Origin of the sequence: Pseudoalteromonas tunicata (assembly GCF_002310815.1) — a bacterium.
Lineage (GTDB): Bacteria > Pseudomonadota > Gammaproteobacteria > Enterobacterales > Alteromonadaceae > Pseudoalteromonas > Pseudoalteromonas tunicata.
In genome coordinates this window covers 2,213,022-2,230,888 of the sequence record NZ_CP011032.1, presented here as the reverse complement: position 1 = coordinate 2,230,888, position 17,867 = coordinate 2,213,022, and the positions used below count along the sequence as shown (strand labels likewise).

15 protein-coding genes are annotated in these 17,867 nt (G+C 40.9%); 11 read left to right on the top strand and 4 right to left on the bottom strand.

Annotated elements, in window-relative coordinates; translation table 11 throughout:
* The first annotated feature begins 1 nt into the window (after position 1).
* The 6 genes from PTUN_RS10095 (at position 2) to PTUN_RS10065 (ending at position 7,877) form a co-directional block, all read left to right on the top strand.
* Positions 2-1,468, top strand: coding sequence for an N-acyl-D-amino-acid deacylase family protein (locus PTUN_RS10095; protein WP_009840169.1), 1,467 nt, complete (start codon positions 2-4; stop codon positions 1,466-1,468).
* The gene (locus PTUN_RS10090; RefSeq protein ID WP_009840168.1) at positions 1,461-1,844 is read left to right on the top strand and encodes a RidA family protein; all 384 of its coding nucleotides are present in this window, start codon (positions 1,461-1,463) and stop codon (positions 1,842-1,844) included. The genes PTUN_RS10095 and PTUN_RS10090 overlap by 8 nt, the downstream gene beginning before the upstream one ends.
* Before the next feature lie 124 nt (positions 1,845-1,968).
* Entirely contained in the window at positions 1,969-3,417 is a 1,449-nt protein-coding gene (locus PTUN_RS10085) for a sodium:solute symporter family protein (protein ID WP_009840167.1), read from the top strand.
* Entirely contained in the window at positions 3,410-4,369 is a 960-nt protein-coding gene (locus PTUN_RS10080; RefSeq protein WP_009840166.1) for a sugar kinase, read from the top strand. Before PTUN_RS10085 ends, PTUN_RS10080 begins: the two co-directional genes overlap by 8 nt.
* Positions 4,366-6,714 carry a family 20 glycosylhydrolase gene (locus tag PTUN_RS10075; RefSeq protein WP_009840165.1) on the top strand — a complete coding sequence of 783 codons (2,349 nt, stop codon included), beginning with the start codon at positions 4,366-4,368 and terminating at the stop codon, positions 6,712-6,714. Before PTUN_RS10080 ends, PTUN_RS10075 begins: the two co-directional genes overlap by 4 nt.
* Positions 6,715-7,301: 587 nt before the next feature.
* Positions 7,302-7,877 (top strand): MipA/OmpV family protein, encoded by a 576-nt coding sequence (locus PTUN_RS10065; RefSeq protein ID WP_269725764.1) that lies wholly within the window; start codon positions 7,302-7,304, stop codon positions 7,875-7,877.
* A 220-nt stretch (positions 7,878-8,097) separates the two neighbouring features.
* Here the strand turns inward: PTUN_RS10065 and PTUN_RS10060 are convergent, their stop codons facing one another.
* Together PTUN_RS10060 and PTUN_RS10055 are read right to left on the bottom strand one after the other, a co-directional pair.
* Entirely contained in the window at positions 8,098-9,450 is a 1,353-nt protein-coding gene (locus PTUN_RS10060; RefSeq protein ID WP_009840161.1) for a hypothetical protein, read from the bottom strand.
* Positions 9,451-9,461: 11 nt separating this feature from the next.
* On the bottom strand, positions 9,462-10,562 hold the full coding sequence (locus PTUN_RS10055) for a hypothetical protein (RefSeq protein ID WP_040644163.1): 1,101 nt from the start codon (positions 10,560-10,562) through the stop codon (positions 9,462-9,464).
* Positions 10,563-11,008: 446 nt separating this feature from the next.
* Here PTUN_RS10055 and PTUN_RS10050 point away from each other — a divergent pair, with 446 nt between their 5' ends.
* The 3 genes from PTUN_RS10050 to PTUN_RS10040 all read left to right on the top strand — a co-directional run bounded on the left by PTUN_RS10050 (position 11,009) and on the right by PTUN_RS10040 (position 12,694).
* Positions 11,009-11,380, top strand: a complete 372-nt coding sequence (locus tag PTUN_RS10050; protein WP_040644162.1) for a VOC family protein — start codon at positions 11,009-11,011, stop codon at positions 11,378-11,380.
* A 262-nt stretch (positions 11,381-11,642) separates the two neighbouring features.
* A complete protein-coding gene (locus PTUN_RS10045) occupies positions 11,643-11,987 on the top strand; it encodes a hypothetical protein (protein WP_009840157.1) in 345 nt (114 codons plus the stop codon).
* Between the two features lie 341 nt (positions 11,988-12,328).
* On the top strand, positions 12,329-12,694 hold the full coding sequence (locus PTUN_RS10040; protein ID WP_009840154.1) for a tautomerase family protein: 366 nt from the start codon (positions 12,329-12,331) through the stop codon (positions 12,692-12,694).
* A gap of 500 nt (positions 12,695-13,194) precedes the next feature.
* Here the strand turns inward: PTUN_RS10040 and PTUN_RS10035 are convergent, their stop codons facing one another.
* Positions 13,195-15,066, bottom strand: coding sequence for a methyl-accepting chemotaxis protein (locus tag PTUN_RS10035; protein WP_040644161.1), 1,872 nt, complete (start codon positions 15,064-15,066; stop codon positions 13,195-13,197).
* 248 nt (positions 15,067-15,314) lie between these two features.
* Between PTUN_RS10035 and PTUN_RS10030 the strand changes: the two genes are divergently transcribed.
* The gene (locus tag PTUN_RS10030; protein WP_009840152.1) at positions 15,315-15,665 is read left to right on the top strand and encodes a hypothetical protein; all 351 of its coding nucleotides are present in this window, start codon (positions 15,315-15,317) and stop codon (positions 15,663-15,665) included.
* An 88-nt stretch (positions 15,666-15,753) separates the two neighbouring features.
* Here the strand turns inward: PTUN_RS10030 and PTUN_RS10025 are convergent, their stop codons facing one another.
* A complete protein-coding gene (locus tag PTUN_RS10025) occupies positions 15,754-16,620 on the bottom strand; it encodes a LysR family transcriptional regulator (protein ID WP_198138449.1) in 867 nt (288 codons plus the stop codon).
* 122 nt (positions 16,621-16,742) lie between these two features.
* Here PTUN_RS10025 and PTUN_RS10020 point away from each other — a divergent pair, with 122 nt between their 5' ends.
* Entirely contained in the window at positions 16,743-17,717 is a 975-nt protein-coding gene (locus PTUN_RS10020) for an NAD-dependent epimerase/dehydratase family protein (protein ID WP_009840150.1), read from the top strand.
* Positions 17,718-17,867: the final 150 nt, after the last annotated feature.

The window sequence follows — 17,867 nt, the reverse complement described above, 5'->3', positions numbered from 1 at the left end:
AATGGAGTACGGACACTCAGCTGTTGTTGATACTGTTATTTACCGCGCTTGGGTATTTGATGGGTTAGGCAATGATCCTGTGCACATGGACGTCGCAATAAAAGGCGAACGCATTGTGGCAATGGGCGAGTTATCGCATTTACAGGCCAACCATAAAATAATGGCCGATGGCTTGTGTTTAGCCCCAGGCTTTATTGATGTGCATACCCATGACGATTTAGAGCTATTGCGCAATCCGATCATGGCGGCCAAAGTGAGCCAAGGGGTAACAACCGTTATTATCGGCAATTGTGGCATTAGCGCAGCCCCTGCAACGTTAACTGCAGATGCACCCGATCCTATGAATCTACTGGGTGACAAAGCCGAATTTAACTTTATGCATATGCGCGATTACATTGCCGCTTTTAATGTCAAAAAAGCCAATGTAAATGTCGCCGCTTTGGTGGGTCACACCACTTTACGCAATAATGTGATGAATAATTTAGATCGCGCCGCCACCTCTGATGAAATAAATGCAATGCAGTTGCAGCTCAATCAAGCCATTAATGAAGGTGCTTTGGGGTTAAGTACTGGGCTTGCTTATCACAATGCCAAGTGTGCGCCAGAGCATGAAATACATGCATTTGGTGAAATTTTAAAAAAACACAATGCCCTTTATACCACCCATTTACGTACCGAGTTTGATGCAGTTTTAGAGGCGATGGACGAAGCGTTTGCGATGGAAACACACTTTGGTATTAAAGTGATTATTTCGCATTTAAAGTGTGCTGGCAAAAACAACTGGGGCCGCGCACCAGAGCTGTTGGCTAAATTTGCAGAGCAAGGTCAAGATTCAAAATGCAGCTGTGATGCTTATCCGTATGCAGCAAGCTCTAGCACGCTTGATTTAAACCAAGTAACTGATGACTTTGATATTTTTATTACTTGGTCTGAATCGCATCCAAAAATGGCCGAGCAATTATTAGCTGATATCGCCAAGCAATGGGGCCTGAGCTTGCTGGATGCGGCCAAAAAACTCCAACCCGCTGGAGCTGTGTATCACGGCTTAAACGAGGGCGATGTAAAAACCATTTTGGCCTTTGATAAAACCATGATTGGTTCAGACGGTTTACCGTGCGATCCGCATCCACATCCGCGTTTATGGGGGTCATTTGCGCGGGTGCTGGGTCATTACAGTCGTGAACAAGGGCTTTTTTCGCTGGCAACTGCCATTCATAAAATGACTGGGCTAAGTGCCGCTAATTATCGTCTGCATGATCGCGGAGCGATAAAAGTAGGGCATTTTGCCGATTTAGTTTTATTTGACGCCGATAAAATTATTGATAACGCCACCTTTGTTGACCCGACTTTACCTGCATCGGGCATTCATCGCGTTTGGACTAATGGCCAAACCACATTTAAAGATAAACAGATTTTACCGGCATTTTCGGGCAAATTTTTAACCTCTCAAGGAGTAATACATGATTAGACGAATTGGTATTGAAGGTGGCACGGGCACCGGTGGGCAACATTTACCGTTTGCCCGCGCTGTTGAAGCCGGTGGTTGGTTAATGGTGTCGGGGCAAACACCGATGAAAGACGGCGAAGTGGTTGAAGGGGGCATTATTGAGCAATCGCGTTTAGCGATTCAAAACTGCGTTGATATTATGACCGAAGCGGGTTATGGGCTTAAAGATGTGGTGCACGTGACGGTGATTTTAACTGACTCGCGCTATTTTCAATCGTTTAATAAAGTGTTTAAAGAATACTTTGGTGCTAACCCACCTGCGCGTATTTGTGCCGTGGCCGATTTAGTGGTCGACTGTAAAGTCGAAGTGGATGTCACATGTTATAAAGCGCCATAACAATTGAGTGCCTCTGAGCCTCCCGAACTCAGAGGATAACGAGTGCTGGATATTGCACTAAAAATAATAAATATCATCAATTTATGATGCATCAATACAATTAAAAATAATAAAAGAGTGCGCTATGAAATGGGAATTGTTGTTGGCCTTTTTAGGCTATTTAGGATTTATGATTTGGTTTGGCTGGTGGGTAAGCCGCAATACCAAAGGTGGTGATGACTTTTTATTAGGTGGGCGTAATTTACCGTTTTTTCTGACCTTAGGTACAACGGTGGCGACTATGGTAGGTACAGGTTCCTCCATGGGCGCTGTGGGGTTTGCTTATTTAAATGGCTGGGCAGGGATGATTTATGGCCTTGGCGGGGCGTGCGGCATTTTATTGCTGGCCAAGGTATTTGCACCGGTGCGAGAGCATCAGTTTATGACTATGAGCGAAGAAGTTTCTTATTATGTCGGTGCGCATCCTATTGTTAAAAATACCATTGCCGTCTTTATTTTTATTGCCAGCATAGGTTGGCTTGGTGCGCATATTTTGGGTGGCGGTATGTACCTTGCGTGGTTAACTGGGTTATCGCCATTTTCAGCAAAATTGATTATTGCACTGGGATTTAGCATTTATGTGGTGATTGGCGGTTATGTTGCAGTGGTTTGGACAGATTCTATCCAAGCTGTAGTCTTGTTTGTTGGTTTTTTCTTAATGGCGGGTGTTGCCCTTTATGAAGTTGGCGGTGTAGCCGAAATGGCCAGTGCTCAGCCTGTGCTTAATCAAAGTTTTTTATCGCTTGATAAAGTGGGCGTATTACCAGGATTATCGTTATTTTTTGCGGTGCTGGTGGGGGTTTTAGTGGCGCCTTCGTTTCGTCAGCGCATTTATTCGGGTAAACACGTTAAAAGCATTCGCCAATCATTTTATACCTCTGGTGGATTATATTTATTATTTGCCATTGTGCCCGCCATTATTGGCATGGCGGCGTTTAAGTTAAACCCAGACCTTGAAAACAGTGCGTTTTCGTTTCCGTACATGGCGATGGAGCTTTTACCATTTGGCTTGGCGGCTTTAGTCATTATTGCCGGGTTGTCGGCCACTATTTCGAGCGCTAGTTCCGATGCAATTGCCGCAGTCAGTGTGCTAATTCGCGACTTATATTGTTTAGTCTTTAACCGTATGCCTCATGCTAATGAAGTGGTGATGCTTTCACGTTTTGGTTTGGTGCTAACGATTGGTATTGCATTATTACTAGCGTTATTAACGAATGATGTCATTGGTTATATCACCAATATGATTGCCACTTTAATGTCGGGCTTATGTGTGTCGGTATTGTTTGGGCATTTTTGGTCGCGTTTTAATTGGCAAGGAGTAATGACAGCGCTGTTTGTTTCGTTACTTGTCTCGTTCGCCATTATCTTAACGCCAGATTGGCTTGCTTATTGGAGTAATCCGATTATTCCGGCTACCACAATATCGGCCATTTTGGCTGCCGTGGTCACTTTACTTACGCCTGTGCAAACACGCACCTCAATGGAGGCGCTGGCAATATTAAAAGCCCAACGCGAGGAGATGCAACATGATTAAAATCGCTTTTTTTGGTGAAGCAATGCATGAGTTATCACCTAATTATGCCGGGAGCTTCGGTGGCGATACGTATAACAGTGCGGTGTATTTAAAGCGTTTATTAGATCGCCAAGCCGATGTGTATTTTGTTTCGGCGATAGGGTGTGATGAGCTAAGCATTCATGCGCATACGCTTTGGCTCCATCAAGGATTAAATTTACAGTATTTACAACACTCGCCAGCTCGTACACTCGGTGTGTACGGCATTACCACTGATGAGCAAGGCGAACGAGCTTTTCATTACAATCGTAAAAACAGCGCCGCCAGAGTGTATTTTGACCTTGATCAGCAACAGATGTTTTTAATTGCACTAAAACAAAAACAATTTGATTACGTGTACTTTTCGGCCATTAGTTTAGCAATTTTAGATGAGGCTGCATTACAGCTATTTATCGCTCATGTTGAGGCGTATAAACAAGCGGGTGGGCGCGTCATTTTTGATAGTAACTACCGTGAAATACTTTGGCAAAACAAGGCACAAGCACAAAAGTGTTATCAGCAGGCCTTTAAGATTGCAGACATTATTTTTGCCACTAATGACGACCACTTTGGTGTGTTTGGCCAGTGTAGCGAATACCAATTAAGTGCATTTTATCAAGCATGTTCCCATGCATTAGTGGTGATTAAACAAGGTATTGACGATACCTTGGTATTGCAAACAGTGGGGCAAAATCACACTTTGTCCCGTTACCCTGTGAGCCCTGTTACACAGGTTGTTGATACCACGGCTGCAGGTGATTCATTTTCAGCTGGCTTCTTAGCTGAGTATTTATCTGGCCAACCGATTAAGGTTGCTATCAACACCGCGCAACGCCTTGCGGCACAAGTAATTGGTGGCTCAGGTGCCATTGTTGCAACTAGCATTATGCCAATGTCCAGCGCCGTGCTGCATGCCAAAGGACTTTTTGAATGAATAAGTTAATTTATCTTTTCTTTTGTGCCGTATTAATTGGTTTTTTACCCTTTAGTTCAGCCAATGCCTTACCCGCCCTGATGCCCATGCCTACCAATGTCACCTTACTTGAAGGAAACTCCCAGCTTAACAGCACCCTTACGGTGTATGTTGCCAAAGAGCAGCAAGCTGCGCTTGCGCCATTATTGGCCAACTCTCAGCTGTCAACGCAGTTTTCTGCTATTCAATGGACCGCGTTCGAGCGTGCACAGCTACAGCTGAAGGTCAATAAACTCGATGGCCCTTTGCCGTATTTAGCTATGGATGAAAGCTATGCCTTAAGTATTGAAAATCAGGTCATTACTTTAAGCAGTGCCAACCAATACGGGCTGTTACGTGGCCTTGCCACCTTGTCGCAGTTAGTGTTTTTGGCCGAAAAACCACGGCAACTGGTCAATGTCACCATTACCGATAGTCCTACATACCCGTGGCGCGGGTTGTTATTTGATGGTGTGCGCCATTTTTTACCGATTGATGATGTAAAGCGCACCTTGCGCGGGCTTGCATCAGCCAAATTTAACGTATTTCATTGGCATTTAACCGACGACCAAGGCTGGCGTATTGAATTAAACAGCTACCCTAAATTGCATCAAACTGCCTCAGATGGGCTGTATTATACCCAAGCACAAATTAAAGAAGTGGTGGCTTATGCCGCGCAGTTGGGCATTCGCGTAGTGCCTGAGTTTGATGTACCCGGCCATGCCAGTGCAATTATTTTGGCGTATCCTGAGTTGGGCAGCGGTACAGTTTTGAGTGAAATGGAGCGCCATTGGGGCGTATTTAAACCATTACTTGACCCCAGTAATCCTAAGGTTTATCTATTTGTTGATGAAGTAGTCGATGAGCTTGCAGGGTTATTTCCAGACCCTTATTTACATATTGGTGGCGATGAAGTCGACGACAGTGACTGGCAAACAAACAGCCAAATACAAGCCTACATGCAGACTAACAACCTTAGCGATAGTTATGCCTTGCATGCTTATTTTAACCAACGCGTTGCCACCATTTTAGCCAAATACCACAAAAAAATGATTGGTTGGGATGAAGTGCTGCATCCGAGTTTACCAAAAAACACCTTAGTACAATCGTGGCGCGGCCACCATTCACTCACCGCCATCCGCGAAGCGGGATTTGATGGTTTACTCTCCAGCGGCTTTTATATCGACCAGCCCCAGTGGACTAGCTACCATTATCGCAATCACCCCGTGCCCGCACCAACAAAAAAAGTGGTGGCACACAAGCTCAAAGGCAGTGTGAATTTTACGCTCACCCGATTAAAAGGTAGCCCCGTGACGGGGCAGGTTGATGTGTTTACCAATCACCATAATGCAATCTTTGCTCGCGTTGAGATAAAGGGCAAAGGCCAATTTATCAGTCACAACGTAAAGCAAACCGCCGGTGTTTATCAGATTACGCTCGATACCTGGATGGGCCCAACTACGTTGCGTTTTGCTTTAGGCCAAAACAGCCAGCTCGATGCGCTCATTGGTAATACGCCCTACACCTTTGCCGCGCAAGCCAATACAACCAGCCTCGAGCATTTAAATACCCTACTGATTGCCGAGCAGCAGCGTGAGCAAACTGGCAATGTGCTGGGCGGTGAAGCCACTATTTGGTCTGAGTTAATTACAACCGAGAATCTCGATACCCGGTTATGGCCGCGTTTGTATGCCATTGCCGAGCGGTTTTGGTCATCGCCCAGCCTCACCAACGAGCGCGATATGTACCAACGGTTGGCAGTTATGCACCGTTATGCCAATGAGCACGTTGGCTTATTGCAGCAACAACAATTTGTACAACGCCTAAAACACGTAGCGGGTGCGACAGTAGAAAACATTGATGCCCTGATAACATTTAGCCAACTGATTGAACCCGCTCATTATTATACCTTGCACCACCTAGCTTACTTACGTGATGAATATCATCAACTCGCCCCGCTTGATAAAATAGTCGATGCATTACCTGTTGAAAGTTTAGCGTTACGGCGCTTTGATGATGAGGTGGCCGATTACCAATTGCAGTGCGCAGCAGCAAAACTTTCGGCCTTACAAGCACAGCTGCAAGCATGGCAAAGCGAACTTGAAAAAAATCACCCGCTGTTTATGACGATAGATGAATGGCAAGCCAGTTATATTGCGATACTGCAAGCGTTAAAACAGTATAACGATTGGACTGTTGAGGGCGCGGTTAAAAAGGGAGTAGCTAAGAATGGGGTTGAAAACTCGGTTAAAAACCATAACGGCACCATCACGCAAGTTATTGCGTCTATTAACAATTTAAAACGTGCCCAACAGATGTGTTTATAAACAAATAACCCACATTTGTTTTGCCCAGATTAAAGCGCGGCAGTGGCGCGTGCTCTTTATTTAGAAACTTGATTTCAGAGTTTGCATTGAGGGGCGCAGGTGCAAGCCTGCTAGCCAAGTCGAGCGCAGCTCTGCCGCATTTTGTAGGTCGAGCTTTAGCCCGACAGGACATATCACAGCAAACATATTGGCAGTTTTTTTGTAGTGTAAAATTTCAGTTCCAAGCTTTAATTTGCCAAAAAATGAACTTTTTCAAAAGCATGCGTACACTAATTGAACAAAAATGAGCGTTTGATTGCGCTTTGTTACACATACAAGACATAAAAAATGACAAAACTTATGCCTTTCCTCTAGCCATTGCCGGAGCTATTACCACCTTTATCTATCCCTTTAACACCGCCTTAGCGCAAGATACAAAAACAGTTTTAGTTCCATGACCCTCAGTTGATGGCTTCACAAAAGGCAATAAAGGCTGAGCGTTTGGGCTTGGCCTCGGCGTTGAATATGAAACAGCGTACGAAGGCTCAGATGAATTTGGCTTGGAAATCCAGCCTGCAGGGGCTGTGCAATGACGAAGTAATGATAATATTTTTTATTTCGCAGGCGAAGCATTGGGCTTGCGTGGTCTATTAGATGAAACTTGGTTAATTGACACCTTGCTTGGCTTTGAAGAGGGTCGCGAAGAAAGCGACTCAGACGACGGCCATTTAAATGGCCTAGGCAACCAAGAAGAAGGTTTTGAAGTTGTGCTTCAAGCACGCCGAGCATTTAGCTCTGATTGGCGCTCTTGGATAATAGGGCGGGTCGTGACGGGAGGTGATGGCAATTTAGGATTATTTGGCGTGGGTTACTGCTTTGGAAGCCAAAATGATAGCAGTGGTTCAGAAGTTAATTTGGTTGCTGTTTTTCATGACAGCGAGTACGCCAACAAGGGGTTTGGTATAAACGTAATGCAAGCTGCTGCTTCAGGCTTAGCCGCAACGAATCTAAATGGAGGCTTACGATCTTTCGGAATCGATTATTCATACCGTCACAACATCAATGAAGATTGGCAGATTTACGGTGAAGCACTATTTGAATATTTCAGTAGTGAGTTGCGCAAAAGCCCAATTGTTTGCAATAACTATGAAACCGAAGTGGGGATAGGTTTTATATATGTGTAATAATTTCAGATTGTTATGGATAAAAATGCGAGGCTGCGCCACCATTTTTGATGTGCAAAGAGTGTAACGAATTTGTTCTTAAAGTTAAGTAATGTAGCTGAGCAATAAACTCGACATCGTTTTCAATGTTTATTATACAAGTTATTGAAAATAAATAAAATATTTAGGGTTGATGTCGAGCGTTTATTCAGTATTAGCTTAAAAGGCTAAAGGCGCTGTTCTAAGATCCAAAATAGTCTAATTTACCTGATACAACGCCTTTTTCGCCAAATTGTAATGTGCCGTACCACTTATCGTTACTTATTTCGAGTTGTTGCTCAAAGATGAATGGGTTGCTCACTTTTAGCTTATCAATGACCTGGCTTTCAGGCATGCCTTGTTTTATTGCACCAAATTTCCATGCCTCTTGTTGATTGAGCAGTTTATTTAAAGGACTGAGTTGATAATTTGTTAATTCTGTCAGCTGCATCAACTTAACCTTTTTTAAATATTGTCCTTGAAAAGTAAGCAGCTGTTGGCAATCGTTTAAATAGCTAACATTTTTATCTTGCTCATTAAACTTCAGTCGATAATGGTGCTTTAAGGATGTTAATTGGGCTTCAAGGGGGGCGTTAAAGTCTACGCAACGTGTATTGTTGACCATAGGTATAAATGTGTTGGTTTCACCTAAACTAAAAGAGATCAATTTAGTTTTAATTTCTTCTGTTATTGCATTTTTGACTGTTTCAATTTGTGCGTTATTGTTGGTTAACTTTTTAATGGCACTTTTTGCACTGGCACTAAGATCATCATTGATTAAAATATTTTGATTATCAAATTGAAACTGCGGCCAAGTTTGTGTCATTGCAAGTTGATTGGCAAAGACAATGGGCAATAAATTGTATGCATACTGATAACCAACTAATAAGTTGTTTTTAAAATAGAAAGCGTGATTACGGCCAATAATGTGAATCACAGAAATTGGGCTTATTTGGATCTCTAAATCAAATCCTTGCACATGATCGAGCACCGCTTCTTTGGTCATCCCTAATGAAAGTCCATAGAATGTTGACTCAGTGATCACTGGATCAACCAATGAAGGTGATGCATGGTTTGATTTGTTTGTTTCTGCTGAGATGTTGATGTTAAATACGTGCTCTCTTGTCACAGTACCAGAAGCAAGCAATGACTCTTGTGACGATACTTTTATTTGATCCCAGCTAACACGCCTTTGCACATTACATTGTGTTGCAGGATAAAGTGTTACAGAGGCTTTTAAACGATCAGCAAAACGGCTAGGAGCGCTTCTGTCTGGTGGGTTTTCTAGATTGATACTCTTGAAATAAAAACTGTCGATATTTTCTTCTTTAGCTAATTTATCAATTTTCTCCCATAAATCTTTTTTTAAATCAGAAATGGCATCGTTTTTTTCTTTTTGAGGGTTAGATGCAATTATATCGAATACTTTTGTACTTTTGATGGCGTAAGGGCTGGTTTTATCGATTGATTCACACCATTCTTCACGTTGATAAAAGTCAAGTGCAAAGCTTATTTGGGGTAGCAATGTTATTAGCAAAATCCCTGTTTTTATCATTAATGTATTTCCTAATTGTATGTTGCGCTATAAACAAAAACACTGTCATGTTTTAACTTTTCCATCAAGTCGAATGCTTGAGGGTGCTGTTTTTGTATGTCATTGAGAGCCAATTGAGCATGTTCTAAGCTACTTTGTTGATGCTGTTGACTCAATAACGCCAAGATAGTGTTAATTTTATCAACTCGTTGTTCGCTATTTTGGCTATAGCTCACAAAATTATCGTAAGGCATTAAAATATCACGTTCTAGTTGCGACCAATCAAGTAAGGCTTGGTGTATTTTGGGATAGTCAGTAAAAACAGGATGCGTCATTAAGTTATTGGTAACTAATAAAAAAGGTGCATATTGCTCTTGTGCTTTTATAAATAACGGTTGCATTGCATTCAATGCATTATCTGGATTAAAAGAGCTTAACAAAGGGCTTGATTTGTCAGTTAAAAACCGATTGTGGTCGCGTATTTCATCTGCACTTTTGGTAAATGCGACAATATAAACCTTATCAATTAGGTTAAGTTTTAATGTAAGTTGTAACCTCAACGTAACGAACAGCGCCTCAGTTTCAGGGGCGTATTGAGTTAACTTATGTAGCTTGGCAAGTTGTAGCGCTTGTTCGAGAGCATTTTTAGCGTTAATGGTATGTTTTAGTTGACTGTTTAAATCAACCAAAGGCCATTTATTTAAGGGCAATGCTTGAAGTTGCTGGGTAAACGCCACTGTAAGCTGAGCCGGTTCTGTCAATGCGCTGGTGATCAATTGGTTTATTTTTATGAGTTCATTGAGCTGGCTGCCATGCTGCACAATCGCCTGTTTTGCTTGTTTACTATTAAACAATAGGTTCGCCTGATGGCTGATTAAATAGTTACTTGAAAAAGAACGATCTGAATTGAGTTGTTTTAATAAAGCCACCGATTGCTTGATAGTATTGAGCTCTGATTCAAATGATTCGGGGTCTAAAGTATTCAACGTGATTAAGGCTGTGTGCAATTGATGTAAATCGCGATTTTTTTTAGCTAATTCATATTGCTTAAAAGCGGTTTTGTCAGATTCGCTTGAGCATGCCACTAATAATAAACACATTGCGGCGGTGGCTAGGATATTAAAATATTTCAAAGCGTGTAAACCTCATAACTTCCTTATTAAACAATAACTTTTATAACACGGCATAGTCTCGATTTAAATGTATATTTTGCAATGCGGTACGTTGAACATTCACCTATTTTCAAACGACAATAACATAAGTTAACAGTCACGATAGTAAAAATGACCGACTTTAGTACGCGCAAGCGCTTAAAAATGTACAGCGCATCATTTAGCCAAGTCGACTGATGTAAAATAAAAGACGAAACATAAAAAATATTGATAGGCTAAAAATTATTGCAGGGAAACCGTAACAAAATCGGTATAGAACGCCTATTTAAACTACCCACTCAAACCCGACTAAACAATTGAATCAAAATAGCAACTCAGTTATCGTTTATGGACTAATAAAAATAACTTTAAAAACGAGTAATTCAACATTCTCGTTAGTGTTCAAGAATGACAATAAGGAGAAGATTATGAAATTAGGTTGCTTTTCAATAAGTTTGGCTGTGAAAGATTTGGAAAAATCGAAAGCCTTCTACGAAAAAATTGGATTCGAAGTGTTTGCCGGTGAAGAGTCTCATGGTTTTTTGATAATGAAGCACGGGGACACAAACATTGGCTTATTCCAAGGTATGTTTGAAAAAAATATACTGACCTTCAATCCAGGATGGAATCAAAATGCTGAAAATTTAGAGTCGTTTGATGATGTGCGCCAGTTGCTTGAGCAGTTCAAGTCTAAAGGTATACAAATAGCTGAAGATTCTGTTGCCGCAGAGCAAGGTCCATCGAGTTTCTCGATTATTGACCCAGATGGCAATCCTATTCTTATAGATCAGCATGTATAAGAACACTAACAATGCCATTAAATTCGCTCCCTTCAGTCGTCAGACACTCGCAAATTCGCGACGTTTATGGCGCTGTTGAGGATGTAGAATTACTCTTTTTAATTAAAAAACTTGTTTTATGGGTTCCAAATGCATTATCTAATGCTTTAAAAACTCTTTGGCTTGATTTAAGGAATTTTGATTTTTAGTTAAATTTGGCTGTTGGTGTAATCCTTCAGTCTTGTTATGTTGATATAGTGTGGTGGTATTAAATTTGGATAATATGAGAAAAAATGTCGGAGCATTCCTAGTCGCCCTTGGTGTTATCATCTTGCTGATGTTGGTATTCAATTTAACGGAATACATTAATGACTTCACCAATAATCCAATACACGATTATATTGTAGGTACTGAAAAAGTAATTGAACCAATAACATTCGGATCCACTGAAATAATGCTACCTAGTAGTATCCTAAATATTGCTGCGCTGTTTCTTGGTATAATGTTGCTACGAATTTGGCTGGAAATTGGTATTTCGTTAATTAATACAGGCCGTAAATTAATTACCGATGATATTGAAAACCTTAAAGATATACTAAATAAAATAATAGCCGAAAAAGAGCGATAGATAATCAATATAACAGAGACTCTGGCGTCACTTGCTAATTTTAAGCTTTTGTCGCTTCCCCCATAACAGCATCTCTGAGCATCGAATTGAAAAAGAAAAGAGTAGCGTCAGGTTTTGTATCTTGCATATGGTGATTATTACCCTAAAAATTCACAAGATTTTAGTTCTCAGTGTAGCGCAACGCCTCAGTATACTTGGCGATGGAAATAGCTTTAAACATCATAACAAACCCGCTAAACAATTGAATCAAAATAGGAACTCAGTTATCGTTTGCTGTTTAAGAAAAAATAAAGTTAAAACGAGTAATTATGTAATCTAGTAATACGTTTTAAGGAGAAATAGTGGTTGTCATATATGGTATTAAAGAGTACTTGGATCCCATAAAAGCTGATTTATCAGATGTGATCCAACAGTCGATGACACAAACTTTAGGTTTACCTGAAAATAAGCGAGCTCATAGGTTCATCCCACTTGATAAAAGCGATTTTTACTACCCTTGCGGCCGCTCTGATTCTTACACAGTGATTGAAGTTAACATGATGGAAGGTCGCAAAGTAGAAACTAAAAAGGCTTTAATCAAGACACTCTTTAGTAATATTGAAACGCGATTAGGCATTTCACCAGTTGATATTGAAATCACAATTAAAGAGCAACCAGCGCATTGTTGGGGGTCAGGGGCATTACAGGTGACGAAGTCGCAGACTTGACATATAAAGTCCACGTATAAGAAAAACCAACAGTGTCAGCGCTTTGTTTTTTTTACATTAAACAGCAAAAAATTAGGCCTTATGCCAAGAATGTTTTGTAAATAAAAAGCAAGAGCAGTTGCTTAAGATAACGGATTATAATTATTTTATTATGATAAATAAAAAATATTCATTAATAGCAATTCTAACAATACTATTTTGGTTTACTTTCATACTGTAAAAGGCCAAATGAGTCCTGATCTTTCAGCTCCTACCGTCTTTTTACGGTCAATTGTTTTCAAGTTTCTTTTATTGAACTTATCACTATATTTTTCGTTTATTAAAACGATTATGTCGCTCTCAAAAGTGCAGCGTCAGTTAACTTCTTTGTAAATACTTAATTTATAAACCTGTTTGTATAAATATCTTTAATTGAAAATAAATGAGGGGAAAATCTCCCCCCTATAAATTTACTAATTTTTGATTCGTGTGGCACTAAGTCGGCCACAAAAGAGTTGTCATTACAAAATGAAGGTAGCTACTTTTTTGTTCAAGTCAGTTGCGCGATCTTTAAGCATTTTTGCTTGGCTTAAATGGGTCATAGCCGATGAGGTGATTTCATCAGTGACATCTTTTATCGCAACCGTGTTTCTGGTTATCTCATTTGTTACCTGTGTTTGCTCTTCTGCTGCGACTGCAATTTGCCCCGCCATGTCGGAAATTTCATTAACTGCTTGAGTAATCTCTTCTAAAGCTTGCGCTGCTGCGTTGACATCATTAACACTGTTATTAGCAAACCCTTTACTGCTATCCATCAAGCTAACCGCTTTTTTAGTGGTATTTTGCAACGTTTCAATAGTGGTATAAATCTCTGCGGTAGAGTTTTGAGTACGATGTGATAATACCCGCACTTCATCTGCGACAACGGCAAAACCACGCCCTTGCTCACCTGCGCGTGCAGCTTCGATAGCAGCATTTAATGCCAGTAAATTCGTTTGCTCTGCAATCTCCTGAATCGTCGTTAAAATACTTGAGATTGCTTGAGCATGAAGGCTCAGCTCACTGATAACCGCTGTGGTTTGATCAATTTCAGATGCTAATGAGTTAATTGTGGTTCTGGTTTTATCAACCAAACCTTTACCCTGAGCACTACTTTGAGCTGATTGCTGAGCAGCTGCTGCGGTATTTTCAGCGTTAGCGGCAATTTCATGAGTGGCACTGGACATCTCTGTAACTGCGGTCGCAACCATGGTAACTTCTTGTTGTTGGCGCTGTAATTCATTAACGCTCGATTGATTAGTTAGTAAACTTTTCTCGGCATCTGAATCCAAATCGGTCGCTAGCTGACGAATGTGGCTGATCAGCTGGTGTTGACTACTCACAAAACTATTAAAGCTATCAGCTAACATGCCGACTTCGTCTTGGCTGTCGACTGTAATACGCTGAGTTAAATCACCATTACCTGCAGCAATATGTGATAACGCCTGCGAAACGCGACTTAGTGGCGCAAGCAATAAGCTTAACAACCACGAAATAGATATGACACTCATAATCAGAGCTAGCGTTGCGAGTCCTAACTGGGTGAGCATCAAGCTTAGCAATGGTGCTTCTAACGTTTGTTTGTCGAGTACAAAAATCAGCTGCCAATCTGTGTTGGGGACTTTTTCACTCCAAAGTAGCTTATCCCGATTTTCAGTTTCAAAATAAACAGGCGTAAGTTGGCCTGTTTGGCTACTTGATTCGATTAGTCGGCTGCTTAATTTAGCCTCAATATTGGTTATTTTACCCATCAATTTACTTGAGTCTTTGTAGGCGATAACAGTACCGTCTTCATGCATCATGATGGCGTAACCGTTTGCTGGTAATGACATATTACTAACACTATCGACAATACTTGAAATTGACACATCACCGCCAACCACACCATTACGCGTTGGTTGAGCTATGGTAACGACCAGTAGATTAAAGGCCACATCCAAATAAGGCTTGGTAAGTATGCTGCTACGAGCTTGTTGTGACTGCTGATACCAATGACGAGTGCGAGGATCGTAACCTGAACGGTCAATGCTGAGGTCAGAATCTACCATCAGCCCGTCGCGGTTACCAAAATAGGTTAGCTGAAAATCGCCAGATACCTGTGCTTGCTGCAATGCATTAAGCGTATCACCTTCGACTTTAGTGGCGACAGAGGCGATCACTCGCTGACGATCGGCTAACCAAGCTTCAATACGTGCTGCTTGTTGCTTACCTGCTTGCCTGACACTATCAACACTGTTTTGCAGTAACAACGCTTTTTGCGTGGAGTAGCTATACCATGATAATAAGACAACGACGATTACGAGGGCGAGAACAACCGACAATAATATTTTTTTCTTTAGTGAATATGAATTCATATTGAGTGCTAATACTGACTTTAATTAAATTGAAATACGGATATAAATACAGCTTGGGGTTAGCTTAATTTAGAACATGAATTGAGAGATAATCTCAACCTTGTTTTATTTTCGCATACAAGATTTAAAGAATAAATTAAAATCAAAGCATTAGAAAACATAAGCTGCATTATTGAACACAGTTTCGATGGTCTTGATGGCGCGAGTAGTGTGTTGTGCGACGACAGAGTAAGCACGGGTCTACAGGAGTGAAATCTTGCCAATTTTTACAGCAAATTAACCCTAAACGTATGGTGTTTGCAGTACCACATTTTTATGCCAGCAATGAAGACTGTGAGCGTTTGTCACATTCAGCTATTAGTGAAATTTTAATACTGAATACATTAGCAACGATTTTTAATCGTGATGAGCAAGGTCACTTACGTCAGAAAATGGTCGTATTAAAAGTTGAAAACTGGCTGGCTCAAGCACTATACAATATTGACGATTTACCACACACTTATGAGCCAAATCCTTATAAAATAGATATGTCGTCTAAAAACCCATGCTTTAAACGTAAAATTTGGTTCAGTGAAGTATTATCTAAACTAAAGGGCTAGAATAAATACAGTCCAACGGCAAATTATGTTGGGCTCTATAGTCACTCGCTAAATCGGACTATTTCACAAAACTCGACATTCTCTCAGACTAATTCACATAGTTCAGCAAACCATTAACCAGTTGATCAAAGACAGCTTTACAAGCAGGGCTTTTCCTAAGGTCTTCATGCATCGTCACCCAAGTATCCATTTCAAAATTGAAATCGTCTGATAATAAGCGAACTAAATTTTTATCTTGCGAGGCTAAGCCTACCTGACAAATACCGATACCAGCGCCTGCACGAATTAGTGCAAGTTGCGCCACATTGCTATCAGTACGAAAACAAAAATTGTTTTTATCTACAGAAAAAGGCAGCGTTTTTTCCGCCGTTCGAATGTAATTCGTTACTTTATCAAATCCTATTAAGCGATGTTCATTTAGGTCGGCCAAAGTCGTGGGCGTGCCTTGCGTTTTTAAATACTCTTTATGGGCAAAAAATCCCACGTCTATGTTGCCAATACGCCGTGCAATTAGTTGGGTTTGTGTCGGGCGAAACAATCGTATTGCAATATCTGCTTCTCGATTTAATAGGTCTTGCGCCTTGTCCGACAAGACCAACTCTAAAGTGATCTTAGGAAACAATTTGACCATCTCAGCAAAAATAGTTGGCAATATTTCGGTTCCAATTACATCACTTGTTGTGATACGTACCGTCCCTTGAATGCCATCACCTTGACTACAGGCAACACGCTCCATAGCCTCAGCAAGGCTGGCCATCTCAGTGGCTGGCAACAATAAAGCGTTGGCAGCCTCTGTTGGTGTCAGCCCACCCTGAGCGCGGATAAATAGCGTAATGTTCAATGCTCGTTCTAACTGCGCAATATGGCGTCCAACTGTCGGCTGAGTTGAACCAAGAGCACGAGCCGCAGCGGATAAAGACCCTTCTTGCATAACGCGAAGAAATGATCGATACAATTCCCATCCAATATTTTCACCCATACAAAAATGTATAACCACTCTATTATTTTAGGCAATTTCATTTAGCTCAAAGAATATCTAAGCTTGCTTCAACAATCTAGTAAATTTGGAGAATCAAGATGACTACACCATTAGAACAAAAGAAAGCCTTAGTATTAGGTGCTACAGGCGGTATTGGCAGCGAAGTAGTTCGCCAATTAAATAATGCTGGGTGGCACATTCATGCTCTTAAACGCGGCACTCATCAAACACCTGAAAACAATAACATCACTTGGTTCCAAGGTGATGCACTCAATCAAGCCGATGTAGAAACTGCGGCAGTAGGCTGTCAAATTATCCTACATGGTGTTAATCCTCCTGGTTATAAAAATTGGGGAGAGCTCGTTTTACCTATGTTGGATAATACGATTACAGTCGCGAAGAAAATCGGCGCATGCATCGTGCTTCCTGGTACAGTTTATAACTATGGTCAAAATGCTTTCCCTTCAGTAAACGAAGCCTCACCACAAAATCCAGAAACAAAAAAGGGTCTTATTCGAGTTGAAATGGAACGACGCTTGCAAAATTTTGCGATGCAAGGTGGGCGAGTCATTATTGTAAGAGCAGGGGATTTTTTTGGTCCAAGTGCAGCTAACAGCTGGTTTTCTCAGGGATTAATAAAACCTAATAAGCCAATCAAAAACATCAGTAATCCGTCTACAATTCATGTTGGACATCAATGGGCTTACTTGCCTGATGTGGCAAAAACCATGGTCAAATTGATTGAAATTCGCGATACCTTAGACGCTTTTGCAACTTTTCATATGAATGGTTTCTGGGATGAGGATGGTAAACAAATGGCAAAAGCCATTTGTAGAGTCGTAGAAAGACACATGGGTGAAACACCTAACATTTCTACTTTTCCTTGGTGGCTCATGCATTTAATCGCCCCCTTTAATACCACTATTAAAGAATTGATAGAAATGAAATATCTTTGGAAGCAGCCAGTTAGGATGAAAAATAATAAACTTCTTCAGCTGTTAGGCGAAGAGCCTTCAACACCTATCGACAAAGCCATAGAAGACACTTTAATAGCATTGAATTGTTTGACATAAACCCTATCGATAGCACAACAATGCCGCGAGTTATCGCGGCATTGTTAAATTACTTTATTGCTTAAATACGAAACATTAGCAGTAGAATGTCTTTGATTTTACGGTCTATTTCTACCTTTTCAGCATCAAAATTGGTTTTTTACTATATGT

What these genes read in the sequence shown, in the direction of transcription:
- PTUN_RS10095 (WP_009840169.1), top strand. Translation starts at nt 2, where the DNA reads ATGGAGTACGGACACTCAGCTGTTGTTGATACTGTTATTTACCGCGCT.
- PTUN_RS10050 (WP_040644162.1), top strand. Translation starts at nt 11,009, where the DNA reads ATGAAATTAGGTTGCTTTTCAATAAGTTTGGCTGTGAAAGATTTGGAA.
- PTUN_RS10080 (WP_009840166.1), top strand. Translation starts at nt 3,410, where the DNA reads ATGATTAAAATCGCTTTTTTTGGTGAAGCAATGCATGAGTTATCACCT.
- PTUN_RS10060 (WP_009840161.1), bottom strand. Translation starts at nt 9,450, where the DNA reads ATGATAAAAACAGGGATTTTGCTAATAACATTGCTACCCCAAATAAGC.
- PTUN_RS10045 (WP_009840157.1), top strand. Translation starts at nt 11,643, where the DNA reads ATGAGAAAAAATGTCGGAGCATTCCTAGTCGCCCTTGGTGTTATCATC.
- PTUN_RS10035 (WP_040644161.1), bottom strand. Translation starts at nt 15,066, where the DNA reads ATGAATTCATATTCACTAAAGAAAAAAATATTATTGTCGGTTGTTCTC.
- PTUN_RS10090 (WP_009840168.1), top strand. Translation starts at nt 1,461, where the DNA reads ATGATTAGACGAATTGGTATTGAAGGTGGCACGGGCACCGGTGGGCAA.
- PTUN_RS10020 (WP_009840150.1), top strand. Translation starts at nt 16,743, where the DNA reads ATGACTACACCATTAGAACAAAAGAAAGCCTTAGTATTAGGTGCTACA.
- PTUN_RS10085 (WP_009840167.1), top strand. Translation starts at nt 1,969, where the DNA reads ATGAAATGGGAATTGTTGTTGGCCTTTTTAGGCTATTTAGGATTTATG.
- PTUN_RS10075 (WP_009840165.1), top strand. Translation starts at nt 4,366, where the DNA reads ATGAATAAGTTAATTTATCTTTTCTTTTGTGCCGTATTAATTGGTTTT.